This is a genomic window from Pseudomonas sp. KH_050 (assembly GCF_057838875.1).
This window is the reverse complement of record NZ_CM174478.1, coordinates 2810607-2836426: the sequence shown is the minus strand read 5'-3', so window position 1 is coordinate 2836426 and position 25820 is coordinate 2810607. Positions and strand designations below refer to the sequence as shown.

At 52.1% G+C, this 25820-nt stretch carries 25 protein-coding genes; 19 read left to right on the top strand and 6 right to left on the bottom strand.

Going from position 1 to position 25820, the window contains the following annotated elements; all coding sequences use genetic code 11:
• Positions 1-4 precede the first annotated feature (4 nt).
• The 6 genes from AC3IUA_RS13015 to AC3IUA_RS12990 all read right to left on the bottom strand — a co-directional run bounded on the left by AC3IUA_RS13015 (position 5) and on the right by AC3IUA_RS12990 (position 3817).
• Positions 5-1519 carry a PepSY domain-containing protein gene (locus tag AC3IUA_RS13015; RefSeq protein ID WP_489361436.1) on the bottom strand — a complete coding sequence of 505 codons (1515 nt, stop codon included), beginning with the start codon at positions 1517-1519 and terminating at the stop codon, positions 5-7.
• Between the two features lie 132 nt (positions 1520-1651).
• Entirely contained in the window at positions 1652-2035 is a 384-nt protein-coding gene (locus AC3IUA_RS13010; protein WP_489361434.1) for a DUF2946 domain-containing protein, read from the bottom strand.
• A 102-nt stretch (positions 2036-2137) separates the two neighbouring features.
• Positions 2138-2467 carry a hypothetical protein gene (locus AC3IUA_RS13005; RefSeq protein WP_489361432.1) on the bottom strand — a complete coding sequence of 110 codons (330 nt, stop codon included), beginning with the start codon at positions 2465-2467 and terminating at the stop codon, positions 2138-2140.
• A 56-nt stretch (positions 2468-2523) separates the two neighbouring features.
• Entirely contained in the window at positions 2524-2868 is a 345-nt protein-coding gene (locus AC3IUA_RS13000; protein WP_489361430.1) for a hypothetical protein, read from the bottom strand.
• 56 nt (positions 2869-2924) lie between these two features.
• Positions 2925-3431: a transcription/translation regulatory transformer protein RfaH gene (gene rfaH / locus AC3IUA_RS12995; protein ID WP_489362333.1), complete on the bottom strand. Its 507-nt coding sequence runs from the start codon at positions 3429-3431 to the stop codon at positions 2925-2927.
• Positions 3432-3463: 32 nt separating this feature from the next.
• Positions 3464-3817 (bottom strand): mannose-1-phosphate guanylyltransferase, encoded by a 354-nt coding sequence (locus tag AC3IUA_RS12990; RefSeq protein ID WP_489361429.1) that lies wholly within the window; start codon positions 3815-3817, stop codon positions 3464-3466.
• Positions 3818-4334: 517 nt separating this feature from the next.
• Between AC3IUA_RS12990 and AC3IUA_RS12985 the strand changes: the two genes are divergently transcribed.
• The 19 genes from AC3IUA_RS12985 (at position 4335) to AC3IUA_RS12895 (ending at position 25670) form a co-directional block, all read left to right on the top strand.
• A complete protein-coding gene (locus AC3IUA_RS12985; protein WP_489362331.1) occupies positions 4335-4775 on the top strand; it encodes a low molecular weight protein-tyrosine-phosphatase in 441 nt (146 codons plus the stop codon).
• Positions 4776-4815: 40 nt separating this feature from the next.
• Positions 4816-7044 carry a polysaccharide biosynthesis tyrosine autokinase gene (locus AC3IUA_RS12980; protein ID WP_489361427.1) on the top strand — a complete coding sequence of 743 codons (2229 nt, stop codon included), beginning with the start codon at positions 4816-4818 and terminating at the stop codon, positions 7042-7044.
• 552 nt (positions 7045-7596) lie between these two features.
• A complete protein-coding gene (locus AC3IUA_RS12975) occupies positions 7597-8682 on the top strand; it encodes a hypothetical protein (protein WP_489361425.1) in 1086 nt (361 codons plus the stop codon).
• 41 nt (positions 8683-8723) lie between these two features.
• Positions 8724-10049 (top strand): oligosaccharide flippase family protein, encoded by a 1326-nt coding sequence (locus AC3IUA_RS12970; protein ID WP_489361424.1) that lies wholly within the window; start codon positions 8724-8726, stop codon positions 10047-10049.
• Positions 10050-10088: 39 nt separating this feature from the next.
• Positions 10089-11249 (top strand): hypothetical protein, encoded by a 1161-nt coding sequence (locus AC3IUA_RS12965; RefSeq protein WP_489361422.1) that lies wholly within the window; start codon positions 10089-10091, stop codon positions 11247-11249.
• 351 nt (positions 11250-11600) lie between these two features.
• Positions 11601-12659 (top strand): glycosyltransferase family 4 protein, encoded by a 1059-nt coding sequence (locus AC3IUA_RS12960; protein ID WP_489361420.1) that lies wholly within the window; start codon positions 11601-11603, stop codon positions 12657-12659.
• Positions 12660-12671: 12 nt separating this feature from the next.
• A complete protein-coding gene (kdsA, locus tag AC3IUA_RS12955) occupies positions 12672-13511 on the top strand; it encodes a 3-deoxy-8-phosphooctulonate synthase (protein WP_489361419.1) in 840 nt (279 codons plus the stop codon).
• The gene (locus AC3IUA_RS12950; RefSeq protein ID WP_489361417.1) at positions 13511-14059 is read left to right on the top strand and encodes a KdsC family phosphatase; all 549 of its coding nucleotides are present in this window, start codon (positions 13511-13513) and stop codon (positions 14057-14059) included. The genes kdsA and AC3IUA_RS12950 overlap by 1 nt, the downstream gene beginning before the upstream one ends.
• Positions 14060-14184: 125 nt before the next feature.
• Positions 14185-15120, top strand: coding sequence for a KpsF/GutQ family sugar-phosphate isomerase (locus tag AC3IUA_RS12945; protein WP_489361415.1), 936 nt, complete (start codon positions 14185-14187; stop codon positions 15118-15120).
• Between the two features lie 296 nt (positions 15121-15416).
• Positions 15417-16112 (top strand): NAD-dependent epimerase/dehydratase family protein, encoded by a 696-nt coding sequence (locus AC3IUA_RS12940; RefSeq protein WP_489361413.1) that lies wholly within the window; start codon positions 15417-15419, stop codon positions 16110-16112.
• 298 nt (positions 16113-16410) lie between these two features.
• Positions 16411-16737 (top strand): hypothetical protein, encoded by a 327-nt coding sequence (locus AC3IUA_RS12935; protein WP_489361411.1) that lies wholly within the window; start codon positions 16411-16413, stop codon positions 16735-16737.
• An 88-nt stretch (positions 16738-16825) separates the two neighbouring features.
• Entirely contained in the window at positions 16826-17938 is a 1113-nt protein-coding gene (locus tag AC3IUA_RS12930) for a polysaccharide biosynthesis/export family protein (protein ID WP_489361409.1), read from the top strand.
• Positions 17939-17951: 13 nt separating this feature from the next.
• Positions 17952-18611, top strand: coding sequence for a YjbF family lipoprotein (locus AC3IUA_RS12925; protein ID WP_489361407.1), 660 nt, complete (start codon positions 17952-17954; stop codon positions 18609-18611).
• Positions 18608-19375 carry a capsule biosynthesis GfcC family protein gene (locus AC3IUA_RS12920; protein ID WP_489361406.1) on the top strand — a complete coding sequence of 256 codons (768 nt, stop codon included), beginning with the start codon at positions 18608-18610 and terminating at the stop codon, positions 19373-19375. The genes AC3IUA_RS12925 and AC3IUA_RS12920 overlap by 4 nt, the downstream gene beginning before the upstream one ends.
• Positions 19372-21453, top strand: a complete 2082-nt coding sequence (locus tag AC3IUA_RS12915; protein ID WP_489361404.1) for a YjbH domain-containing protein — start codon at positions 19372-19374, stop codon at positions 21451-21453. Before AC3IUA_RS12920 ends, AC3IUA_RS12915 begins: the two co-directional genes overlap by 4 nt.
• The gene (locus AC3IUA_RS12910; RefSeq protein WP_489361402.1) at positions 21450-21812 is read left to right on the top strand and encodes a VanZ family protein; all 363 of its coding nucleotides are present in this window, start codon (positions 21450-21452) and stop codon (positions 21810-21812) included. Before AC3IUA_RS12915 ends, AC3IUA_RS12910 begins: the two co-directional genes overlap by 4 nt.
• A 756-nt stretch (positions 21813-22568) precedes the next feature.
• The gene (locus tag AC3IUA_RS12905; RefSeq protein WP_489361400.1) at positions 22569-23231 is read left to right on the top strand and encodes a helix-turn-helix domain-containing protein; all 663 of its coding nucleotides are present in this window, start codon (positions 22569-22571) and stop codon (positions 23229-23231) included.
• A gap of 134 nt (positions 23232-23365) precedes the next feature.
• Complete coding sequence (locus AC3IUA_RS12900) at positions 23366-23989, top strand: winged helix-turn-helix domain-containing protein (protein WP_489361399.1); 624 nt, start codon at positions 23366-23368, stop codon at positions 23987-23989.
• A gap of 292 nt (positions 23990-24281) precedes the next feature.
• Positions 24282-25670: an undecaprenyl-phosphate glucose phosphotransferase gene (locus tag AC3IUA_RS12895; RefSeq protein WP_489362329.1), complete on the top strand. Its 1389-nt coding sequence runs from the start codon at positions 24282-24284 to the stop codon at positions 25668-25670.
• Positions 25671-25820 lie beyond the last annotated feature (150 nt).

Genomic DNA, 25820 nt, shown 5'->3' with positions numbered 1-25820 from the left:
TCTGCTACGATCCCCGTGATGGCGCCGTCGCGGGCAGCACCGCTTTGCTGCGCAGCGAACGCCGGATGCGTCTCCAGCCCAGGACCACACCGGTGAGGCTGATCAGCAAACCGCCTGCGCTCAGCAGGATCATCCAGGCGTCCCATAACGGGCGACTCGCCAACAACGGCAACCAGTCCCAGCTGTGCAGCAACGAGAACAACCAGCGCGATGCACGCCGTGGCTGGTCGAGCTGGCCGACAATGGCGCCGGTATAAAGGTCCAGATGCAGCCAGGTTTGGGCGGGGTCGTCCAAGCGCACCCGCAGCATGGGCAGGCGTTTTTCCAGGTGGCCGAGCATGCTTTGCTCGGCACGCCCGTAGTAATAGAAGTCGTAGGCTTGCAGGCGTTCAACGGCCATCTGCCCTTGTGGCAGGATTGTCCGGGCCGCCTGCTCGAGGGTGCTTTGGCTGAACTGGCCGCTGACCTGCCCGTCACTCATGGACAGCACCCGCGTCTGCCCTGCCCCGTCGTAGCCAATCAGGTAACCCTTGCCCGCGATCAACCGCCACTCCAGTTCACGAGCCTTGAGGCCGTCTCGCTCGAAACGCTGCAGCGCGTCGCCGGCAGCGATGGGAAAAGCCTCGGCGCCAAGGGAACCGCCTTGATAGGCAGCCACCGACAACGGTTGCACGCTACTGAATATTTTCCAGGGGTTCATCGACATCAGCCCGCTGAAGATCCAGGTCATGGCCAGCACACCGAATAGAAGCCCGCCCAAGTGATGCCAGCGCGCGAAGCCCTTGTAGGGCGAGCGCGAGCCACTGCGATAAGGCCGCTGAAATCGCCAGCGCAGCACGCCGACCGTCAGGCCGAGCGCCGTCATCAGCGTGGCCGCCAGCGACAGGTAAATCACAATCTGGGTCCAGGCACCGTCCAGGCCGATGCCGCGCAACGGGTACAACCAGTGCAGCCAGGTACCGATCCAGTTCCAGGCGCGCTCTTGGGCGGTGGCGTCACGCACCACTTCGCCGGTCTGGCCGGAGACGTACAGCAAGCGCTGCTCGGCGTCCGCCAGTTCGACTCGTTGCAGCGGCCGGTCCGCATCCAGTGCCCGGGACAGGCTCCAGACATCCTCCTGCACCAGGCCACGCCCCTGCACCGTCGCCGCTGGATCGAACTGCCGGGCGGCTGCCAGGGCCTGTGCCTGGGAGATCGCTGGCACTCGCACCCCGGTACGCGCATCGACTGCGACATTGGCCTGGCCCGGATAACTCAACAGGTAGCGAGGCTCGCCGGCTACCATGCTCAGCCGCAAACTCTGCGGCACCTTGTCGGAACCGGCGGCTTGCAGCACCTGCGCCAGGCTCGCGCAGCAGTGCTCCAGTTGCAGTTCCGGCAAATGTGCGAGGTGCTCGCGAGGCGTGAGCTTGGGGTAGCCGACATACATCATCACAACGCCGGAAATGAACCACAGCGCCATAAACAGGCCGATGAAAATGCCCAGCCAGCGGTGCCAGAGGTAGAAATAGCGCTTCATCACATTGCATTCCTTGGTTGACCGGATCGGATGCCCGACCCATGGCCTGCTTCCTCCGACCATTGCATCAGCGGAAAACGGGCGACTAAAACAAGCAGCGGACCGACTAACGACGCCGTCCGCTTGCAGGCGTCAACTCTGAGGGGAAGCACGAGGGTTGGCCGATGGCCAGGAATATCGGGGAGGCGCCTTGCAACGCAGCTCACGGCTGGGGGGCGGCTTTAGTCCAACCCGCAGCAGCCAGGCCAGGCAAAACAGCAACGCGATGCTCAAGGTCACCGCGCAACAGACAGGACAGGAAAACAGAGTGGCCCAGCTGCTGGCCGACTGATCACCGAAATCGGTGTCCAGAGTCGGACCCTTGTGGCCCATCGCCGAGCAGAACTGACCGCCGACGCCATTGAGCTCAAGGCCCATCATTTGCCCATGACCCAAACCGCAGGCAAACACATTGAACAGGACACAAAAATACAATGTCCAGGCAATCAGCGCGCGATCCGAGGAGACCAGTTTCATGGCGGCGACTTTAACACTGAAGACTACGGGGTTGCAGAGAGACATTCAGTCGCATGGGTATCTAAACAACCCTGAAGTCCTCGCAAAGCCAGCATCCACGGTTTACTTGATAGAACCCGTTGCCTGATTTAACGACCGCTTCGCCGTCGAACGCAGCCTCGCACGCTCGGCAGCTGCTACACCATCGCCATTGAACGGAAGCGGTACCCTGCATTTGGCGCAGGTCGGTCGTTTCAAATTTTCAACGAGCTGGTCATAGTAAAAACCCGGACCACCGAACCCTATTGCAAGGGTTACAGCCAGGACGATCGGCCAGACCGGGATCTGCTCCCAGGCCAGCAGGCACCAAGCGCAAGTCATCAGCGAGAGCACGGTAAGCACCCTGCACAACAACAAGGCAAAATTTCCCAGGGCACAAACAAACTGCAACATTATTATTTTCAAGGTGTGCCCCTGGAGACCACTTCAAGCCCTGTCACCGCTTTGCCTCAAGCTGTTCTTGAAGCGCAATACTTTACGATATCCATAGCCGCATCTTCGTCGACCAGCCTCTCGAGGAGCGCCGCCAGTCCCTTGACCCGAAAGACCAGGTTGTCTTGTTGAGCTTCCCACATAACCTTTATAAGCACTTGAGTGACCCGGCGCCGGGAACTCCTTTTCAATCGCCGCAACCAGCCGGGGAGCCGCTTTTCAATCTCGCCTCGCCTTGCTGCCGGCATCAACTTAATGTCGAACTCACTACCCGTCTTCCCGCAAGTCATCGCAATTTCTTCATAAGCCTGGGTAAGTTGCTCCAGTGTCCGGGTAAGCAGCAACTCGTTAATAATCTCCACGAAAGGACACTCCGTTCAGTATGATAATTCCAACTCTAGGCCTCGCGGACGGCGTCTCAGTGTTTACTGACACCCGCCAACGGCATACTGATTCGTTGTTCTCGTTGCAGGAATTGCATCAGGAGCACTACTCGCTCTTCCCCCTCCATCGCCAGGAAAATGGCTTCCAGTTCGACAAAGGGCCCCTCATTGATACGTACCTTCTCCCCACAGGTAAACCGGACTTCCATCGGGGCGACGCTGCCGTGCTCATGAAATTGAGCGATCAACTCATCGTGCACCGGCAACGGCTTGCCACCGAAGCTGACCACTCGCGATACGCCGCGGGTAGAACGCAGCGGTGCCCAACTGTCATCCGAACCGAGCTGAATAAACAAATAACTCGGAAACAGCGATTCGCAGACAACCCTACGCCGCCCCCGTAAAACCCGCTCGCGCCGATGGGTGGGACGAAAGCAGGTATATCCCTGGTTAAGCAGATTTATCTCCGCGCGTTCGTCTTGACTGGCCTTGCACTGGACCAGGTACCAAGCCCTCGCGGGAAGGCGCTCCGTCATGCTCATTTCAGCGACTACTCCATTAGCGGCCTGCACGTTCATCCCTTTTTTCCGCCTATCTGTTCCAGCAACTCATCCGTTTTTGCCTGCATCAGCGCAACATTCCCCCGACTTTCCACCCGTAACGAAATCACCGACTCCATCGACGAGACGCGCAATTTGCAGCGCCAGTCGGTTAACACCAGCCTCAGCCCTTGCGCTTCATCTATCTCCAGAGCCGATGCGGCATGCAGTGTCTTGATACGCTCAAGCACCGCGTGCGGATCCTTGACCCTGCGACAGATTTCGCCTGAGGAGGGAAACAAGCCCATGCGCTCAATCATCAACAACGGAGTCAATTCAGCATCCAGCCGACTCTGGATCTCACCGCCTATAAACTTCAAATTGCTCATCGCGGTTTCGTCCAGACAAAAAAAACAGGCCCGATACTGCTTCGATCGGCCCCCTTGAAAAAAACACGTTTTTATAACGCCACTCGAGCACCCTGAAAGCGCCATCAGACGTGCATCGAACTATTGTTCCAATGTTTATCACAGTCCCTGCCGGCCAACACCAAAGCAATCCAGAATGTTATGTTTCGTCAGGAATTCAACGCTAATGTTATTTTTTGTCGGTTATTAATAATTGATATCCTTCGACGTTCATGAGAACAAATTTCCCACCGATTTAAAGGTTGATATTGCGCTGGATACGCAGTTAGAATTTTTCACCAACGTAACTTCACAGGCCATTCCGCAGGCTGAATCCCGCCTGACCAGGGACACTATTACAGAGCGGTCATGTCATGAAAAAGAAACAACTTGCCCATTAACCTTGGAAAATTGTTATTCATCGACAAACAACATCAAGACCGGATGAATGGCCAAGTGTTTCACCCGGGCGAACATTGACGGCAAAAAGGAAGTTGTCTTGTTTAAGAAAATTCTGGTTGTCTGCATTGGCAACATCTGCAGAAGCCCCACCGCAGAAAATCTGTTGCGCAAAGCCCTGGAACCGTCGGACATCGTCGTCAGTTCCGCTGGCATTTGCGCACTCAAGGACAGTCCTATCGAAGCGACTGCACTGAGCGTCCTTGAAGAACATGGTCACGTAGCGAAAGAGCATAACGCCACTCAACTGACCTCGGCGTCCATCAATGAATCCGATCTGATACTGGTGATGGAACACCGGCACATCAACGCGATCCTCAGCATGGCACCTGCAGCCCGAGGGAAAATCTTCCTGTTGGGCAAGTGGCAGGACGACCGTGAAATCAAAGATCCATACCGTCAAGGCAGACCTGCTTTTTTGCATGCTTATGCGTTGATTGAAGCAGCCGTACACGCATGGGCCAAGCGTCTTGCACGCTGAGCCACTCCCAGAATACCCGCGAAGAAAAAAGACCTGACTTATGCAGCAATTACCCGCGTTAACGCCCCATGACAATGATGATGATGACATAGACCTGATGGGGCTACTCGGCACGCTGCTCGACCATAAATGGTTGATTGCCGGGATTACCGTGGTCTTTATGGCCGCCGGGGTTGCCTATGCCGTGTTGGCCACGCCGGTGTACCAGGCGACCGCCTTGATCCAGGTCGAAGCCAAGAAAAATGACATGCTGGGTTTCTCCGATGTGGGCAGCATGCTGGGCAAGGAATCCCCATCCGCCACAGAAATCGAACTGATCAAGTCGCGCATTACCATCGGCACCGCTGTCGATAATCTGAAGCTGGACCTTGAAGTCGAGCCGAATCGCTTTCCCCTGATCGGTGACTTTATCGCCCGTCGCTTCAAAGCAGACGCGGAAAATACTGTTGCCACTCCCTGGTTCGGCATGAACAGTTTCGGCTGGGGTGGCGAAATACTGACGATCTCCAAACTCGAGCTACCACCAGAGCTGCTGGGCGAGGAGCTGACCTTGGTCACCGGTGAAGCTGGTAGCTTTACCCTGCTTGATGAAGACGACAACCTTTTAGTCAAAGGTCTAGTGGGCCAATCCTTTGACCAGGACGGCATCAAGCTGCAGGTCAAAGCGCTGCAAGCCAACCCTGGCACAACGTTCAGCGTTGTCCGGGTTCCGCGCCTGACCAGTATCCTGGAATATCAAAAGGTACTGGATGTAGCAGAACGCGGTAAAGATTCCGGAATCATCGGGCTGGCTCTGGAAAGCACCGTTCCCGAAAAAGCCATTCAGATCCTCAATGAAATCGCCAGGCTCTATGTACGGCAAAACATCGAGCGGACCTCGGCCGAAGCCGCGCAGAGCCTGGAGTTTCTCAAGGATCAACTGCCTCAGGTCCGTAAAGACCTGGAAAAAGCTGAAACTGCCCTGAATCAGTTTCAGATTCGCAGCAAATCCATCGACATCAGCCTCGAAGCCAAGGCCATTCTCGACCAGATCGTGGCCCTCGATACCAATATCTCGGTGCTCAAACTGCAGCAAGCTGAAATGGATCGCAAATTCACCCGTCAGCATCCGGCCTATCGAGCCTTGCTGAGCCAGTTAGGCGAGTTGACCGGCAAGCAAAATGGCCTGGCCAAGAAAGTCGAGGGTCTTCCCTCAACCCAGCAGGAGCTGCTGAGCCTGACCCGCGATTTGAAAGTCAGCACCGAAATTTATACCCAACTCCTGAACAAATCCCAGGAACTGGACGTCATGCGTGCCGGTACCGTAGGCAACGTGCGCTTGATCGACACTGCTGATGTGGACCTGCGATATCCGGTTAAACCCAAGAAAACCCTGATCGTACTGATCGCCACCCTGCTTGGAGCCCTCCTGGCTGTTGCATTGGTGCTGTTTCGCAAAGCCCTTAACCGTGGCGTGGAAAATCCGGATGAAATCGAAAAACTCGGTTTGCCGGTGTATGCAGCGATTCCTTTCAGTACGCTGCAGAAAGTTGAAGAAGACAAAATCGCCGGCGCTCGCGGCCGGGCCAATAAAGCAGCGCCGTTGCTGGCGGCCAGTCATCCCACCGACCTGGCCATCGAAGGGTTGCGCAGCCTGCGCACCAGCCTGCATTTCGCCATGCTCGAGGCTGACAATAACCGCCTGATGATTTCCGGCCCAAGCCCCAAGGTCGGTAAAACCTTCGTTTCCGCCAACCTCGCGGCGGTCGTCGCGCAAACCGGCCAACGCGTGCTGCTGGTCGATGTGGATATGCGCAAAGGCTACCTGCATAAAGTGTTGGGAATCCCGGCAGAAAACGGCCTGTCTGATCTTCTGGCCAAACGCTGCGACCTCGCCACCGCCATTCACCAAACAGACATCGAAAACCTCGATGTTATCGGTCGCGGCCAGATACCACCCAATCCGTCAGAACTGCTGATGCACAGCAACTTCAGTGCCTTCCTGGAACAAGTCAGCGCCCTGTACGACCTGGTTATTCTTGATACGCCGCCGTTCCTCGCCGTGACCGATGCAGCCATTGTCGGTCGCCAGTCCGGCACCAGCCTGATCGTGGCCCGCTTCGATCTGAACCCGGCCCGTGAAATTGAATTGACCATGCGCCGTTTTGCGCAAAATGGCATTGAACTCAAAGGCGCCATTTTCAATGGCGTGGAAAAACGCGCGTCCGCCAAATACGGCTATGGCGCTTATGGTTATTACAACTACGAGTATAAGTCGGACACTGTTTAATTTACGCCAAAGATTTTAATGATAACCGAGCACTCCTGACACTTTAAGGGCATCCCAAAGCGACGTTTTAGCTGCATCTGCAACATAAGATGCAGACCTATTGATAAATGAAGCCGCTTTCAGGGACTAGCACGTAATCCTGGGGCGGTAGCATGTCTGATCAGTACTCCGCCTAATTAGTTGGTTGGCTGACGCATTCACCGGCCAACTCACAAGGGCGCATGCCTGTAGCCCATACCTGCAACAAATGGAGATGATTGCCTGGCTGGACCGGCATGAGCGTCGACCCTTGTAGGAGTCCTTGAAGGCTTTCCAAAGTAAAACCCAGCGACTGATCATCGATAAGTTCGCTCACTAAAAAGCACAGCGTCAGTGTGGTGCTCATGACGACGCGCGACAGGGTCTCTGGATAGGAAGCGGTCCTAACTGCGGACTCAGTCCAGTTACCGCTCTCAGGTAACAACAGCAAGCGTGGGGCGGTAGCGCGTCTAAAAATTTAATACTACCAAGTCCAAGCAGCAGAAAAAAACCAATACAACAAAGGCGGCGTCAATGTCCAGATTATTAGTTCTAGAGCCAATGGAGTATTACGAAGAGCTTGGCATAGACGCAATTTTAAAAAAACACGAAATATATTATCCAAAAATATTTTCTGAAAACCTAGAAAGCTTGATATTAAAATGCGACGCAGTAGTGACTTGCCTCTACCACAGCCCGCTTTCACTTTCCTCCGCTCTTCTCGCCAAGAATCTAAACAAACGAGTTATATATTTCTCAGATGGCATTGAAGATTGGGCGAACATGACCAATAACTTTTTCCTAAAAAAACTTGGCCTGAAGCAGCATCTACCTGCGTACGCCGATATTTATTTTCTTTGCTGCCAGGGGGGGATGGAACTGCTGACCTCATTGGGAAAAACAACTTATTTGTATACGCCCAAAAGAATCTGCAACTTTCAACCTGGAACGCTCATGCCAAATGAAAAAACTTTGGAACCTGTTACGGAGTTTCTGATAAGCACAGCGAATACGTCTTACTTTAATGAGTTCGAGTTAGAGCAGCTTATCGACCTGGTAAAGCTCATACAAGAGTCAGCCAATCGGAACAATTACCATGTAATTTATAGAATATTTGATGGGAAGTTGATAGAAGCTCTAGGCATTGACCCGAAAGATAATCATACAAGCGGTACATTTGAACGCTTACTGGATCAAGTAAAATGCTTGATAACAACACCGTCATCAATAGCAATCCCTGCAATAGCAATAAAAACACCGGTGGCATTGTTGGACTATAGAGACTCCCCCCTACTACTGCAGTGCGGGTGGCGAATCCACAAATCCTGCAATATAGACTCTGTATTGAATCATATGTTAAGCCGCGACCCAGAGAGGATAAACTACCAATCTTATAATATTGCAAAATCGCTATCGCATGAAGATATAAACAAAGTATTGGACGAGATAAAAACCCACAATGAAGAAAAAACAGACTTGTTAATAAAAAAACATAGCGCAACATCAATCAAAGCAAAAGTCACTATACGACTAGAGCACTTCGCGAGAACAATTTTGAGAAAAACAAAAAAACACAAGATCACCAGACACATAATTAATTCGATTAAAAACCGTTCGTAGCGTTAAGCCCAACCCAATACTCAACTAAAGTCAGCGCCATCATGCTTGAATTATTGCTACATAAAATCAGTGCAAACAAACACATGCAGGAAGTTATAAAAAAAAGTTCGGCCGCCCTATTAATTAAAGTAGCCGCTGCTGGCAGTATATTCTTAATGAATATTATAGTTGCAAGAAAATTGGGACCCACTGAAGCCGGTTTATTTTTTCTTGGCTTCACCATTGTCGTATTTTCTGCTGCATTTAGCCGAATGGGCCTGGACAGCACGTTAGTTCGATTAATCTCTCGAGAACAAGAGAACAATTCCACTGACAACATTCAATCAATTTTCAAAAAATCCGTCACTTGGACAATTACTCTATCTTCAATTACAACCATTCTAATTATTTATTTTTCACCGATGCTGACAAAGCATATTTTCAATCAACCCGGATTCGAAAAAGTATTACCTACAATAGCACTAGCCATTCCAATTGTTGCCATTTACACCTTATGCTCTCAATCTCTCCAAGGACTTAAAGAAGTAGTAAAATCAATGACATTATTAAATGTTATTGTGCCGATTTTCACTTTAACAACTGCATATTTCGCCATTATAGAGACAGCAATAGAAGTATCTTATCTTTATCTTTCAGCCTGCACCCTAGCGATGATCCTCGGAGTTTACTGGTGGTTCTCAACCTCACCAAAAGGCAATAGTCGAAATTCCTCGTATACAAGCAAACATTTACTCTCAAGCTGTACTCCTTTATGGCTCGTTATAATGCTGTCACAGACAATACAGTGGTCATCACAAATTTTTATGGGAATGTGGAGTTCTTCCGATCAAATAGCATATTTTTCTGCAGCACAAAGAACTTCATTTTTGGCTACTTTTATTTTAGTAGCCGTAAACAGCATAGCTGCACCCAAATTTTCAGAGCTATTTACACGAGGGAATCATCAAGACCTTCAACATATCGCTTTGTGGTCAGTTAAACTAATGCTGATTGCTGCCGTGCCAGCTGTGCTCTTTATGTTAACCTTTTCTGAATGGTTGCTGGGGCTTTTTGGGGAAGAGTTTAGAACAGCAGCTACCGCTCTAAGAATCATGGCAATCGGGCAATTAATTAACGTAGCTGCGGGCTCCGTTGATTATTTGCTAATCATGACTGGTCATGAAAAACAGGTTAGGAACCAGACTATCTTCGGTGCATTCCTGGCAATAATCCTGGGAGCACTATTAATACCTTCAATGGAAATGAATGGCGCCGCTATAGCAACAGCCGTCGCTGTAGCCGGACAGAAAATCCTTGGTGCATACCAAGTCAAGAAGTATCTTGGCTTTAATACTTTCGCCATCTGGAAGTCAACATCAGCGGCATGATCATTATTAAACCACTCTTGCAAATGGGAGCACAAAAACATGATTAAACGCTTTCCATTGAAAACATTATTCTTACCGGCTATTAATAGTCTTACATGCTTATTAATGAGTTTAGGCATGCAATTGAGAGCATTCGCATACACTCTGCTTGCCTTATATTGCTGTGTCGGGCTGCTTTACATTGCAAGCCGGTGTGAAAAAAGAGAATTCACAATTAATCGAAAACTACTCTTCACACTTTCAATACTAATATTATTTATATTCAAAGACCTCTATTTTGTAATCTTCAAAAGCTTAAACCCTACCGGACTGCTATATACCGCCTTCACATTGATTTATTTCGTCTCGGTTTACGCCTCAATAAGAACTGCAAACTATAAAACATACATGTTAATTTGGAGTTCGCTGATTTATATTCCGGGCCTTACGATTGCCATTAGTAGAGCTATCGGAGTTCCTATCGAAGCTCACCAAAACTATCCAGCGGCTTTGATGGCACCTTTAGCAATTTATCTAATTTATTACCGCAGTAAGTATTGGGGGGCTATGTTTTTAATATTACTAGCCTTTTTGGTATCCATACAGAGCGAAGCTCGAGCCTCAACAGCGGTAATTTTGTTTGCGTTAACTTTCACACATCTATTTAGAATAAGCGAACGACTCTGCAGAACAGTATTCATTACGGTATTTTCTATATTTTTGGTCGGTCAGCATTACCTAACCCTGGACAACTCTACCCTTTCAAACGAACTACTTACTTACAGACCTGTCATTTGGAATTTTTATTATAACCAAGCTTTATCGTCTCCGCTTTTCGGTTTGGGAGTCTCCGAGACCACACTGGCGGAAGGCGCTGCATCTGCATATGGGGAATTTGTGCAGCGAGGTGTAGCTACTGCTTACGGCACACAGTCTATGTATATAAAATACTTCACTGAGTCCGGACTTCTGGGTTTAATCGGAGTAATTTCGCTCTTCATCTACCTCAGCTTTTCAAAGATCAGCCTCGGATGGGTGTTTTTTGCGTCATACGCCATGCTATCTTTTTTCGAAAGCAATCAAGTGGGATTTGCTTCAGTCTACAGTATGCCTCTTACGCTAGGCATTGCACTGCTAATAGCTAGCAAGTTCCATAATGAGTCTAGAAAAAAACTCAAGATGAATAATTTCGAAGGAGCACGAACAATCACAGCGCAATAGTAACTTTGTGAAAACGCAAAAAAACTTAACAACATCAAAAAACACCTTCAAGCTTACTTTTTAATATTTGTGCGAAACCAGAAAAAATATTACTTTCCAACATATCAACGACCTTCCATTCAAGCTATTCGGCATTAAATGCTTACGAGGCTCCTGTTTCAGTTCAGTAACCGCGTCGCACTCAGTTCATGCAACCGCCAGCTCAAAAGATTATAGGAAGGCCTTGATTAAATCACCACTTCACAAAAGTCGATTAATCATCTTGGTTGATTACAGGATATAAGCCGATCATTACAAAACCAGTCCAAAACAAACCAACCCCCTCCCACCACTGACACCGAAGAGACCCTCATGTTAAAGATACTTCATGTTGCCGAATACGCAAAAGGGGGCGTCGCCACCGTCATTAACGAACTACTTACCAACCAAAACAAAACTCACAAAACATTTGTGCTTGTTAACTCAGCTCATACCAAGTATATAGGCTCCACGTCTGGCACATACTCTTACCAAGGATCTCGATCACTTCTAGGCCTAACCATTTTCTCTATAAAACTCATATATATTTACCTAAAATTAAAACCTGACATTGTCCATCTCCACAGCTCTTTTGCCGGCGTAGTTGGTAGACTCGCCCTTATTTTTTCTTCAGCAAGAATTGTATATCAGCCTCACGGCGTTTCTTTTGACCCACAAAGAGTCAGCGGCATAAAAAATAAAATATATGCCTTTATCGAAAGATTGTTTTCACGCCACACTAACGCCACAATAGCTATATCCAGTTACGAATTCAACTTGATCTGCAAAACCACGGACAAATTAAAAGTTCACCTTATCGAAAATGGCGTCCGTGATCTATCCCCCAAGAAAAAATCAAAAGAAAGAAATGGCAGGCTTCTTTTTGTAGGACGTCTTGACTATCAGAAAGGTTTTGATTTAATCATCGACTTCTACGAAAAATACAATCCGGATTTTTTACTCGACGTTGCTGGCGAAGAAGTATTAAACAATCTAAACAAACGCACATCGTCACCAAAAATAAATTACTTAGGCTGGCTTGGAACAGAAGAACTAGAGCACATGTATGCAGAATACAGCGCTGTAGTAATGCCAAGCAGATGGGAAGGATTTGGTTTGGTTGCCATTGAGTCCATGCGTGCCGGAACTCCGGTTATATCCTCAAACAGAGGAGCCTTACCAAGCATTATTTCCGACGACTTTAATGGCTTTACTTTCTCAATAGAGGATTTTAATGCGGAGTTTGGTGATTGCCTTGAAAAACTCAAAACCAAATCAGATTCATTCTTCGAAAAAAACTGCAGAAGCACTTATGAAAAAAAATTCTCTGCAGAAGTTATGGCATCAAAAGTAAAAAATCTTTATACCGAAATTTTAAATCCATCAATTTAACCAGAAAAAGTCATGATTAATTTAAATAACATATCCATTAGCAATGAAAAGCCATTCACCCTTTTTGGCGGCATCAATGTAATCGAGGACCTCGATTCCACACTTTCTGCCTGTGCACACTATGTCGAGGTAACCCGAAAACTGGGTATTCCCTATGTGTTCAAGGCATCCTTCGACAAAGCTAACCGCTCCTCCATGCACTCCTACCGGGGTGTTGGACTGGAAGAAGGCTTGCGCATTCTCGAAGCTGTGAAACGCGAATTCGGCGTGCCGTTGATCACCGACGTGCATGAGCTCGAGCAGGCAGTACCGGTGGCCGAGGTGGTCGACGTGCTTCAAATCCCGGCCTTCCTCGCCCGCCAGACCGACCTGGTGGTAGCTGTAGCCCGCACAGGTCGGGTGATCAATGTGAAAAAACCTCAGTTCATGAGTCCAACGCAAGTCAAGCACATCGTAGCCAAGTGCCGTGAAGCGGGTAACGAGAAGGTGATTCTCTGTGAACGAGGTAGTTCGTTCGGCTACGACAACCTGGTGGTAGACATGCTCGGCTTTTCCCAGATGAGAGAAGCCAGCGGCGATTGTCCGGTTATCTTCGATGTCACCCACAGCCTCCAGTGCCGCGATCCAGTGGGCGATGCCTCGGGTGGGCGTCGTCGCCAGGTGCTGGAGCTGGCCCGTGCTGGCATGGCCGTCGGTCTGGCTGGACTGTTCCTGGAAGCCCACCCGAATCCGGATGATGCCCGCTGCGATGGCCCAAGTGCTCTTGCGCTCGAGTTGCTGGAACCTTTCCTTAGGCAAATCAAGATTATCGATGACCTCGTCAAAGACATGCCGGACCTGGGAATTCGCTGATGGCGAGCGCCTATAATGGGCTGATCCAGCTAGTGTTATTTGACGTCGATGGTGTGCTGACCGACGGCACACTGCATGTCGGAGCGGATGGTGAAGTGTTCAAAAGCTTCAATGCCAAGGATGGGGTAGCGGTTGCCTTGTTGCGAGCTCATGGAGTTCGCTGCGGGATAATTTCCGGCAAGGCCAGCCTTGCCCTCGACTTCCGCGCCCGCCAGCTCAAATTCGACCCGGTTGTCACTGGCTGCCACGACAAGCTATCCGCCTACGTTGAACTCAAACGCGATCTTGGTCTGGAGGATGGACAGGTCGCCTTCGTCGGTGACGACGTGATCGACCTGCCGGTCATGCAGCAGGTGGGCATAAGCTATGCCCCTGCCGATGCCCACAGTCTAGTGCTGAGCCAGGCGAACCATATTACCCGAGCCGTTGGTGGGAAAGGTGTGGCCCGTGAGGTGGCCGAGCATCTTCTTTTGCTTGGAGGCCTGACTCTGGATGTTGCTTATCAACCCTTACTCGATGAATGGAGCCACCATTGCGCACAGCAATGACCGATCGCAACTGCGGATGGTCATTGCTGTGCGCTGAATCTCTATCAGAACGTGGCATGCATCACGCTCATGGTGTGGATACCCAGTGGGGCTAATCGATCACATTCACTACTTAAGGAAGAGCCATGAAAGATATGAAATACATCGAAATCGCTAAGCACGTTTTCACCATCGAGGCTCAGGCAGTGGCTAGTCTTGCCGAGCGCCTGGACAACTCCTTTGTGGAGGCTGTGCAGCATATTTTGACCTCCAAGGGCCGAGTGATCGTCTGCGGTATGGGGAAGTCCGGCATCGTCGGCAAGAAAATCGCCGCGACCCTGGCCAGCACGGGCACTCCCAGCTTCTTCATGCACCCGGGTGAGGCCTACCACGGCGATCTCGGCATGGTCACACCTGACGATGTATTTGTCGCCATCTCCAATTCCGGCGAGACAGATGAGGTGGTGAAGTTGATTCCCTACCTCAGGAGCAACGGCAACTACCTCGTCGCCTTGACCGGAAAACCACTGTCCACGCTTGCCAAGGCAGCTCATAGCCACTTGGATGTCGGGGTGCAGGAAGAGGCTTGTCCGCTGCAGCTGGCGCCAACCTCCTCCACGACTGCCACCCTGGCCATGGGCGATGCACTGGCGATCACCCTAATGAAGGCCCGGGATTTCAAACCCGAAAATTTCGCCCGTTTTCACCCTGGCGGCTCCCTCGGTCGGCGACTGCTGAGTAAAGTGGAAGACGAGATGGTCACCGCTAATCTACCGTTCGTGAGCGTAGACGCTAATGTGCTGGAGGTGATTCATACCATGTCCTGCGGCAGCCTTGGGTTGGCCATAGGTGAGTTTGCTGAAGGCTGGGGACTTGTAACCGATGGCGATATCCGCCGAGCCATCGAGCGCTACGGCGAAGCCGTATTCGACAAAAGTGCTGCCGAACTCATGAGTCGCGATCCGATCATGGTGCCTGTCGGAACCCGTGTCGAAGATGCGCTGCTGCTGATGGACGAGCGAAGCATCACCTCATTGCTTGTGATTGAAGGCCGACGAATCGTCGGGGTTTTCAAGAAATAAATACTCGAGCAAGTGTCAGGATCTCGTCGGAAGTAGAAAGTTTTTCTCCGACCGTGCATAGCGACTGACCGTGCCAGCTTCAATCCAAAACTCAGCAAACCTATGACAAACAGCTCGTAACCGCTCGCGCAATCAGTTGGGTCATCCAGGTGCCCGGCAGGAGGTGGAAACGTTATCTGACCACAAACAGTAAGTTCATCTGGTCAGTCATCAAAGAAAATCTAAAGCGATCCGAGCTGTCCTCTAAGCGCTCTTGGCGCTCGTAAGTTCAGATTTCGGTGGAGTCGCTTCGTCGAGTGGGTGTTCCGCGTGACAAAGTACCTGAATTCATTCAGGGCGATATTCGCGGTCATGCGTTGCTCGCTTCCCAGGAGATCAGCGCGGTATTACATTTCGCCGATTTTAAATCTGTCCGCGAACCACTCGACTATTATGAGAACAGTGTCACCCTGTGCCAGGCGATGGCCCACGCCGAAGTTTTCAATCTGGTGTTCAGCTCTTCCGCCACGGTGTATGGCGAGCCGACGCAGATGCCAATCCGGGAGGACTTCCCCACTGGCGTGCCAAACAATCTCCTGCCCTATGTCAGCCAGGTGGCCATCGGCAAGCTCAAGCAGTTATCGGTGTTCGGCGCCGATTACCCGACGCAGGATGGTACCGGGGTGCGCGACTACATCCATGTGCAGGATCTGGCTGAGGGGCATTTGAGTGCGCTACGGACTATTGCCCAAAAGACTGGAGTGCACATCTGGAACCTGGGCACGGGTATCGGTTACAGCGTGCTGGAAATGATTCGGGCATTCGAGCAAGCCAGTGGTCGAGCAGTGTCTTATCAAGTGGTTGAGCGTCGCCCCGGGGATATTGCCGAGTGCTGGGCCGACCCGGAAAAAGCCGCCCATGAACTGGACTGGAAGGCCAAGCGTGGCTTGCCGAAAATGATGGCCGATACCTGGCGCTGGCAGGCAGGTAATCCGCAGGGTTATGGCCGATAACGCTATTGATCGCGCCCATTTTGGAAGATCAGGCGAACTGCGCCACAAGCTCAATAACCGGAGCCTGCTGGAGGGGCATGTTAGAAAACGTCAGCAACCTCAGGTACCTCGCGCAGGTATTCTAAAGCTGATATTGCGAATATGAATGCCGGTAAAGAAATATCTCAAGTGTCACGCTCGCCGTGCCCTGCTCCATCACGATGCTTCAAGCATGCCGAATGTTCGAAGTTAGTAACCTTGCACTTACGCGCTCAAGTGTCACCGCCAATACAGACGATGTATCAAAAGGAATTTCCCCATGAGCAAATTATTTGTTTCCGCGCTAATGCTTGCCTTGAGTGCCTCTGCCCTGGCCGCTGAGCCTCCTGCAAAATCTTCTGCGCCTTCTGCACCTTCTGCGTCTTCTGCGCCATCTTCTGCTTCGTCCGCACCGGCCGGGACCGCAACAGGTACTTCCCTGGCCACGTCGACCGGTGTATTGGGCGGCGTAGTCACCACGACTGCCGTCGGCATTGGCGTCGCGGTTGCAGCCGGGGCCGCTGCGCTGTCCGCCAGTAAAGGCGGCGGCGGTGGCAACAGCAATGCCGGCACCACTGGCACTACCGGGACCACCGGTACCCGCTAAGCCCGGCGCCAGGTCGATTGCCCTCAACCACCCGGAGCAATCCGGGGGGGTTGGTTTTGCTGTGTTTCCTCCACAAGTGCCCCCCATCATGATTCGTAATTTGTCGCTCGCTGTACTTGCAGGTGTTGCCCTGCAAGGTTGTATGTTCGCGCCCGGTCAATACCTGGATACCAGTGATATCGGCCGTGATGGCTCACCGGAAAGCAGTCGGGTCGAGTTGATTCCGATAACGCCGAAACTGATTGCCCAGGACGCGGCGACAAAAGTGCAAGCCTCGGTGCCGGTCGAGTTGTTGGGGTTCAAGCCGGGGGCTTACCGGATCGGGGCCAACGATGTGTTGTACATCACCGTGTGGGACCACCCGGAGTTGACCGCGCCGTCGGGTGCCCAACAGCAGATTGATGCGAATGGCCGTCTGGTACGCCCGGATGGCACGATGTTTTACCCCTATGTCGGCAATGTTGAAGCCGCGGGTAAAACCATCGAGGAGCTGCGCGGGTTTATCGCCGAGCGCCTCGCGCAATTCATCGACAGCCCTCAGGTGGATTTGAGCGTTTTGCGCTTTGCCAGCCAGAAGGTGGTTATTTCCGGCGCGGTCATGAAAGCCGGTCAACAGCCGATCACCACTTCACCGCTGAGTGTCGTCGAAGCCATCGGTGCCGCCACTGTCGACCCATTGAATGCGGATCTGGCCGGGCTGACATTGAACCGTGATGGGCGTGAATATCGACTGGACCTGGATGCGCTCAACAGCAAAGGCTCGCTGTTGCATAACGTCTATTTGAAAGACGGCGATCAGTTGTACCTGCCGTACAACGACCGGAAGAAGATTTATGTGATGGGCGAGGTCAACCAGCCACGGGCGCTGACGTTCAAAATCAGTCAGATGAATCTGGCGGATGTGATCGGATCGGTCGGCGGGCTGAACCAGACCACTTCCAATGGCAATGCGCTGTATGTCATTCGGGGCGCCGATAACCTTGAAACCGAGCCGGCCAAAGTCTTTCAGCTGGACGCCCAATCACCCACCGCGTTCGCCCTCGCCAGCCGCTTCGATCTGCAGCCCCAGGATATTGTCTACGTCGGCCCTGCAGGGGTGACTCGCTGGAACCGCTTGATCAGTCAGTTGGTACCTTCGGCGAGCATTCTGGGTACCGGGGCAGCGGCGCAAAACAATATCAGTGAATCCAGCAGCCGATAAGGTTTGAGCCGTTTTGAAAACTTTTCGTAATCGCTCATGCCTGGCGCTGGCTTTGCTGTTGTGTGGCTGCAATCCCTTGATGCAGGCCTCCCTGGATACCTTTAAAGCGTCTACAGGTCGCGTCGAACCGCTGCTGCTGACCCCGGCGCAGGTGGAGGCAGTGCCCTATGCGCAGATCAAGGTCACCACCGACGCCAGCGAAGGGGTGATGGCCAGGCTTCGCCAGCAGGGCGACCTGGAGTTCTGGGTCGCCTCCGGCAAGCAGGTGTTGTTGATGCGCGACGGTTTGGCGGTGCGCAGCGTCGGCCTGGGCACCAATCTGGACGGCACAGGGTTCGACGGTGAGTCGCCGTTCAAGCGCGGCTTGCAGCAATTACCCGACGGTTACCGCAGCACCCGCTGGATCGATCTCTATCAGGGTCAGCGGATCGGCCTGGCGGTCAACAGTCGCTTCAGTCGCCAGGCCGTCGAGACCGTCACCATCCTGGAAAAGGACTATGCGTTGCAGCGCATAGACGAACGCATCGACATCCCCGAGCTGGGATTCCACGCCACCAACCGTTTCTGGGTCAACCCTGAGGATGGCTTGATCCTGCAAAGCGAACAACATCTCACGCCGGAGCTTTTCTTGAAGATTGTGCTGTTGCGTCCTGACTGGGAGACGGGCCGGTGAGGTATTCGAAAACACTCTCGGCTTGTCTGTTGCTGGTCAGTTCTGCGCTGAGCCACGCAGCTGTCACGGTGACGGGTGATGTACGCAGTGGCGGATCCTTCACGACTGTGCCGGGCGCACGTTTGCTGGATGTCGTCAGCCAGGCACGGCCGAACGCCGAAAGTTACTGGCTGGCCGCCGCCTGGCTGCACCAGCCGCTGTTGGAGCCGCAAAATCGCCTGAAAGCCGGTGTGCTGTTCGATCTGAAGATGCTGCAACGTGGCGCCTTGCTCAAAGCAAACGGCAGGCTTGCGGCCCTGGCTGCGCGGCTGTTTGAAGACGTCAGTCGCTTACCGGTCACCGGGCGCAGAGTCGCGGTGCTCGACCCTGTGGCGTTGGAGGTCGGGTTCGCGCGCAACTACTTGCTCAACGATGGCGACCAATTGGTTTACCCATCGCGCCCGACCACAGTCACTGTAATGGGCGCCGTGGAACAACCCTGCACCTTGCCTTATGGCGCCCCGCTGCAGGCCCGTGACTACCTCGAAAGCTGTCTGCCACTGACCGACGCAGAGGCCGATTACCTGTGGCTGATCGATCCCGATGGCCGGGTCAAGCGAGTCGGCATCGCCGGCTGGAATCGCGAGGATGGGGTGTTTGCCGTCGCGGGCAGCAGGATTCTGGTGCCCGTGCGAAACGATGATCCCGATCTGCCCACTCCCGATTTGAACGAGCAGCTGGCCCGGTTTCTCGCCACCCAACCGCTGGCCGAGGTGGCCCCTTGAAGTTACGTTTTGCCGCCGTAGTGTTGTTGCCCTACAGTCTGGCTCATGGCGAGCCGCGTTTTACCCAGAATGATTTCGGCGGCGTGGGGTTGTTGCAATCCCCTACCGCCCGGATGGCCCCGGCCGGCGAATTGAGCCTGAACGCCAACCGCACGGACCCTTACTCTCGCTATAGCCTTTCATTGCAGCCGCTTGACTGGCTCGAAGGGTCGTTTCGTTATACTGCCATCAGCAATCGCAAATACGGGCCGGAGTCCTTCAGTGGCGACCAGAGCTATAAAGACAAGGCGGTGGATGCCAAAGCCCGACTCTGGCAAGAAAGCCATTGGCTGCCCGAGGTCGCGCTCGGTTTTCGTGATATCGGCGGTACCGGCCTTTTTTCCAGTGAATATTTTGTAGCGAACAAGCGTTACAACAATCTGGATTTCAGCCTGGGGATTGCCTGGGGCTATATCGGTAACCGCGGGGATCTCGACAACCCGCTGGGGTACCTCGATGACCGCTTCGATACACGCCCGAAAAGCTCGACTGCGGGCGACGTCAACACCAGCTCGTATTTCCGCGGTTCGCCTGCGTTGTTTGGTGGCGTGGCCTATCAAACGCCCTGGTCGCCCTTGAGCCTGAAGCTCGAATTCGACGGCAACGACTATCGGCATGAACCGCAAGGCAACAACCAGCAGCAGGACTCGCCTATCAATATCGGCGCGGTCTACAAACTCAGCGACTCTGTCGATCTGACGGTGGGCTGGGAGCGCGGCAATACGGCGTTGTTCGGCATCACGCTGCATACCAATTTCGCCAGCCGCAAGGCACCGGTCAAACGCTACGACGCCCCTGCCCAGCTGCTCCCTGCACAGGCGTCGAGCATGGCGCTCAATCAGGTCGACTGGGCCAGGGTTTCCAGACAACTGGAAAGCAACGCCGGTTATAAGGTCGAACGCATTACTCAGCGCGATTCCGAGCTGATGGTATATGGCGAGCAGTCGCGCTACTTCTACTCGGCCAAGGGCGTGGGCCGGGCCAGCCGGATTCTGGACAACAGCGCGAATGACCAGATCGACTGGTTCACTCTAGTGAACAAGCGTTACGACATGCCGGTGGAAGAAGTCAGTGTGCCGCGGGAAACCTTCCGTTCCGTGGTAAACAACCGGCAGGACCTTACCGACCTGCACCGCACCACTGAGCTGAACCGGGCCACGCCACACGTTGAGAACATCCTGTACACCCAGGCTCTGGAGCCTTTTTCCTATGGTTTCAGTTTGGGTTACAAGCAAAACATTGGTGGCCCTGACGGTTTTCTGCTGTACCAGCTGAGCGCCGATGTGGAAGCCGAATACCGTTTTACCCGCAGCATCTGGACCAGCGGTGGCCTGAGCGTCAATCTACTGAACAACTTCGACGACTTCACCTACGACGCGCCAAGCGACCTGCCCCGGGTGCGCAGTGATTTGCGCAAGTACATCACCACCTCGGACGTCACAATGCCGGCCTTTCAGCTCAACCATGCCAGGCAACTGGACCAGGACCTGTATGGCATGGTGTACGGCGGTTATCTGGAATCGATGTTCGCCGGGGTCGGCGCTGAGCTGCTTTACCGTCCCATGGGCGAGCGCTGGGCCGTGGGGGCTGATCTGAACTACGTGCGACAGCGCGACTTTGATCAGGGTTTTGGCCTGCGCGGATACAAGACCCTGACCGGTCACATCACCACCTATACTGAACTACCCTTCGAGTTGCAGGCAGCGGTCAGTGTCGGACGTTATCTGGCCCGGGATTGGGGCACTACGATCGATCTGTCCCACGAATTCAGTAACGGCGTGAAATTCGGTGGCTGGGTCACCCGTACCACGGCCTCGAAAGAAGAGTATGGCGAAGGTAGTTTCGACAAAGGCATCTATATTTCCATCCCGTTCGACGAAATGATGAGTGTTTCAACGATGCGCCGCGCCAATCTGGCCTGGGCTCCGCTGACCCGCGATGGTGGTGCGCGCCTTGACCGCCAGTATTCGCTGCACACCATGACCGATGGCCGCAACAGTGATGCGTTCTATAAAAACTTCGAGAAAATCACCGAATGAATCTGAAATTCCAGCGTCTCATAGAGTTGCCCTTCTGGGTACGCGTACTGTTTTTCGTCGGTATCAGCGGGGCCCTGCTGACTGCCGGGCTGCGTGCGCAGCCGATTCCCGAAGCCTTTGCCCAGGAAGACAAGCTGCATCATTTGATCGGTTTTCTCGCCTTGTCCTTTAGTTGCCGGCTGGCTTTCCAGCGGGTCAAGCTGCGGTGGATCGCCTTGGGTTGTCTGCTCACCGGGATCCTCATCGAATATACGCAAGAACTGATGCCGCTGCGCACGGCATCGGCTTACGACGCCGTGGCCAACGGCTTCGGTGTGTTGATCGGATTGCTGCTTGCGTGGCACTGGACGCGCGATTAATCGGAGCGGGTAGCGATGCCACCTTGACTGCAGCCCTGCGGGTACAAAACAAACGTACGTTTTTAGAAATTTCAGATTTAAATGAACGTTACACTCAAAATCGGATCGTATCTGGTCGATACCGATCGCTTCACTACAGAAATCAATACAAATGCATTGTTTATTCCGATCCTGCACGGCAAATGAGGGTTCAAAAATTTGAAACTTCTAATAAATTTTATTCAATATGCGACTTTAGTCGTAGGGCTGACGCAGAACAGACCGGGTTACAACAGCCCGACAATGGGCTACGGGACCACGATCCTGCGCTAGTTTATTTGGCTGCATCTGAATCGGATTCCCGATGAAACTACGATTCCCAAACTTCCGCCGCCTGCTGAATGCTGGCCAATCAGTGGCCATGTCTATTTCGCATAGATATATCAATTATTTTAGCATTGGACAGCTCCGCTGCGCACTCGTCAGACCATGAACTTTCTCTGTGAAATACCCACACTATCAATGGCCAATTCACCAGAATAATCCGCCCTCCTTGGGAGAGTAACTGACTTCAGTTTTTTATTGATCAGGCATTCAAAATAACCCCGATTCCCGAAGGAACCCGGTGAGACCAGGCATTATTTTTAGCTTGAAAATGTTATAAAATGTCGAATAGCATACCAAGCTTGTATGGCAACATTATTGTGCCTCTAAGCAGTTGAGTTAGATGATATGGTTAACGCAGGATGCACTTCCAAAAAGCAGGATGCTGTCATATTGACCTTTACGCGCACCCAGGCATTGGCAGAAAGCTTGAAGCAGGTCACAGTTTCAGAAGCGTTACACGTTGACGCGTCAATCCCTTTCATGCCATTGAACCAGATATGTGATATTGCTTCCATAGACGCTATTTTCATCGAGATCAATGGTCCGGCGGCCATCAATGAAAGCCTTGATCTTGTAAAGAAAATCCGCTCGGTAAACCATGTGGCCAGTATTTTGATGTTATTCACACACCCCAAGTCGTTTTCAGGTGTGAATTGCTATCTTGCCGGCGCCGACCATTGCGTTAAATTGTCAGGCGAGCAGACAGAAAAAACCAATTTACTTTCAACTATATTCCACGACACTGTCTGGAAAGCAAAAATCCAGTTGACGCTGGATCGAACACGACTCCTGTTGTCCGCAAACTCAAGCAAACTGGAAATCTCTTATACAGAGATGACGATTCTTGACGCCCTGATCAATGCACCGCAACACGTTATGAGCCAAGACAGTATTGCCAAAGCCCTGGACCCGAATGTTATATTCTATGATCCACGCGCCCTGGAAAAAACCATCAGCCGGCTACGCACCAAGATCAGAACTGCTTACAAGACTGAACTGATTCACAGCGTTCGTGGCTTTGGCTATCGACTGTGCCGGGGCGTCATCTCGTGACAGCCAATGGCATGGAGCTTCAACCTGCCCGCTAAACAAAAATCAACCCCCGGCAACTTGAACCACACAGCAGAGTTATTCATTGGCAGGCAAGAGGCTTGCTGTTTTATCTCCTCAAGGACCTTATTTCACACATGAAAATCTCCTTAAATCAGAGACCTATCAGTATAAGTGTGATACCTGACAGTGTCCGAGCTAAAAAGCGTTCAATTTTCACCAACGATATTCTGACGGAAATAGTCAACCGAACGCTGTCAGCACAGGGCCAGCAGGAAATCTCCAACTGTCTCGCAATGCATGGCATTGAAAGCAGGTTTAACCAGTCGCTCCTCACCCCCCCTCTTGCCAAGGAATTCCTCACCCCGGATAAATTCCTGAAAAACGGCCCTCCGTTCGAAGATGCCGCCGTCGAACCTGCATTTATCCCTGAAACGAATCGCCCAAAGAAGGCGTGCGCGACCTCTGAAGCCTGGTCGTTCAGTCTCAACAAACGTGAACTGTTCAATGCAAAAATACACATTCCGCTCACTACCATTGAGTCGCTCTTACTCAAGCAATTGGTACTCAGTGACCGCCGGGTTTGTAGCAAGGAAGAGCTGATCCTGGGCATTGATCGAGATCCCTCGCACTATAGCGGCCTTGAAATGTGCTTGAGCAGGCTACAGGACAAGTTTAATAACGCCCATGGCGAGCGCTTGTTTCGGTCGGTGAGAAATCGGGGCTATTGCCTGGTTCAAGAAGTGAAGACTACCCCCTGATCAATTCCAGCAGAACAGAGCTTCATATGCTGTTTCCCTGCATCGACCCAACGTCAAGCAGGCATAATCGAACAAACGCCGCCCTGCTTACAACAATAATTAGCGGCACTTCCTCCCAGCAGCGTTATAAATCGTCGGACACACCTTTCCTCAAGATATTATCATCAGCAAATCGTACAGCCTTCCGCCCTGGAAGTTCTGAATGATAAATGCGCACGAAGACTGCAGCGACATACAACTCCGCGTCGCCAGCAACTTCAATACGGATGGTCATCTTCAAAAGGTCTGCACCGTGATACATACCCGCATAGATCGAAAAGCTGTAGCTAAAGGACTGACCTTTTGGGGCCAGTGGTCCGTTGCGATGAGCCTGGTCATCACGCTGCTGTTTATGCTGGCGTATTACCAAACGGGAGAAGTTGACTTCCACTATCGAATGTTAGCCATTCTGACTTTGCTGGTATCGGTACCTGCGTACTCTGTGCTTCAGGTTTATTACAAGAAACATCATTATATTAACGGTTTGGTTCGACTGCTGTGCGGCTGGACAATCACCTTGGCATGCCTGGCCCTCATCGGCTTCATCAGCCAGGCAAGCGACTTGTATTCTCGAGAGGCTATAATAGTCTGGTCATTACTGGGTTATGCCGTGCAGGTTCTGCCTTATCTACTAATGCATTATCTCTCCAAATATTATCATCAAAAATTCAACCATCACTACAACAGCCTGATTATTGGCACCAACGGAATTGCGTTGAAACTGGCCGACACCTTTTCCGGGCAAAACCACTTCCCCCTCGTCGGCCTGGTCAGTTCGATGTCCGCCAACAGTGCCGCCAGATCGCCGATGATAGTCGGTGAACTGCAAGAACTGCGCACACTCATCAACGCCCATGACATTCGCCGCTTGTATATCGCTCTTTCATTCAGTGAAGCGCAACATATTGAAGCGCTGTACATTGATCTTCTTGATCTGAATGTCGATGTTGTCTGGGTTCCCGACCTGGACAGCATGATGCTGCTCAATCACTCCGTGAGTGAGGTAGGTGGTTTACCCGCGATACATCTCAATGAAAGCCCCCTGACCAGCTACCCCACCGCGGCCCTGAGTAAAGCGTTGGTGGATCGTTTTCTGGCGCTCACCGCCCTCATTTGCCTGAGCCCACTGCTGGTCGCTGTGGCTGTCGCTGTTAAATTGTCCTCGCCAGGTCCTGTTCTTTTCAAACAGAAGCGCCATGGCTGGAACGGCAAGATCATCAAGGTCTGGAAATTCCGCTCCATGCAAGTGCATGACGACAAGCATGTGCAGCAGGCGAGTCGGCAGGATTCACGGGTGACTGCCGTGGGGCGCTTTATCCGGCGCTCCTCGATCGATGAGTTGCCGCAGTTGTTCAATGTGTTGCAAGGGCACATGGCGCTCGTCGGACCGCGGCCACACGCCGTCGCTCACAATGATTACTACACCGGCAAAATACATGCTTACATGGCCCGCCATCGCATCAAGCCAGGTATAACCGGGCTGGCCCAGATAAGCGGATGCCGCGGGGAAACCGACACCCTCGACAAGATGCAAAAACGCGTCGAGATAGACCTTGATTACATTAACAACTGGTCGCTATGGCTTGATATTAAAATCCTCATCAAGACCCCCTTTACGCTGATATCCAAAGATATTTACTAACCTTCACGCCCCCTCGCCTTGACGATAGGCAACTGCACCTCTCAGGATCAGAAAGACAATGGATTCTATTCAAGGCAAAGACCGTGCCGGGTGACGAGCATGCCGAACAATCAGGCATTCAGACCTGTCGAGAGCTAATGGTTGGTGATG

Excerpts from the sequence above, each read along its gene's own strand:
- AC3IUA_RS12960 (WP_489361420.1), top strand. The coding sequence starts at position 11,601 with ATGTTAAAGATACTTCATGTTGCCGAATACGCAAAAGGGGGCGTCGCC.
- AC3IUA_RS12980 (WP_489361427.1), top strand. The coding sequence starts at position 4,816 with ATGCAGCAATTACCCGCGTTAACGCCCCATGACAATGATGATGATGAC.
- kdsA (WP_489361419.1), top strand. The coding sequence starts at position 12,672 with ATGATTAATTTAAATAACATATCCATTAGCAATGAAAAGCCATTCACC.
- AC3IUA_RS12900 (WP_489361399.1), top strand. The coding sequence starts at position 23,366 with ATGAAAATCTCCTTAAATCAGAGACCTATCAGTATAAGTGTGATACCT.
- AC3IUA_RS12990 (WP_489361429.1), bottom strand. The coding sequence starts at position 3,817 with ATGAGCAATTTGAAGTTTATAGGCGGTGAGATCCAGAGTCGGCTGGAT.
- AC3IUA_RS12935 (WP_489361411.1), top strand. The coding sequence starts at position 16,411 with ATGAGCAAATTATTTGTTTCCGCGCTAATGCTTGCCTTGAGTGCCTCT.
- AC3IUA_RS12910 (WP_489361402.1), top strand. The coding sequence starts at position 21,450 with ATGAATCTGAAATTCCAGCGTCTCATAGAGTTGCCCTTCTGGGTACGC.
- AC3IUA_RS12930 (WP_489361409.1), top strand. The coding sequence starts at position 16,826 with ATGATTCGTAATTTGTCGCTCGCTGTACTTGCAGGTGTTGCCCTGCAA.
- AC3IUA_RS13005 (WP_489361432.1), bottom strand. The coding sequence starts at position 2,467 with ATGTTGCAGTTTGTTTGTGCCCTGGGAAATTTTGCCTTGTTGTTGTGC.
- AC3IUA_RS13015 (WP_489361436.1), bottom strand. The coding sequence starts at position 1,519 with ATGAAGCGCTATTTCTACCTCTGGCACCGCTGGCTGGGCATTTTCATC.
- AC3IUA_RS12950 (WP_489361417.1), top strand. The coding sequence starts at position 13,511 with ATGGCGAGCGCCTATAATGGGCTGATCCAGCTAGTGTTATTTGACGTC.
- AC3IUA_RS12975 (WP_489361425.1), top strand. The coding sequence starts at position 7,597 with ATGTCCAGATTATTAGTTCTAGAGCCAATGGAGTATTACGAAGAGCTT.
- rfaH (WP_489362333.1), bottom strand. The coding sequence starts at position 3,431 with ATGAGCATGACGGAGCGCCTTCCCGCGAGGGCTTGGTACCTGGTCCAG.
- AC3IUA_RS12965 (WP_489361422.1), top strand. The coding sequence starts at position 10,089 with ATGATTAAACGCTTTCCATTGAAAACATTATTCTTACCGGCTATTAAT.
- AC3IUA_RS13010 (WP_489361434.1), bottom strand. The coding sequence starts at position 2,035 with ATGAAACTGGTCTCCTCGGATCGCGCGCTGATTGCCTGGACATTGTAT.
- AC3IUA_RS12945 (WP_489361415.1), top strand. The coding sequence starts at position 14,185 with ATGAAAGATATGAAATACATCGAAATCGCTAAGCACGTTTTCACCATC.
- AC3IUA_RS12970 (WP_489361424.1), top strand. The coding sequence starts at position 8,724 with ATGCTTGAATTATTGCTACATAAAATCAGTGCAAACAAACACATGCAG.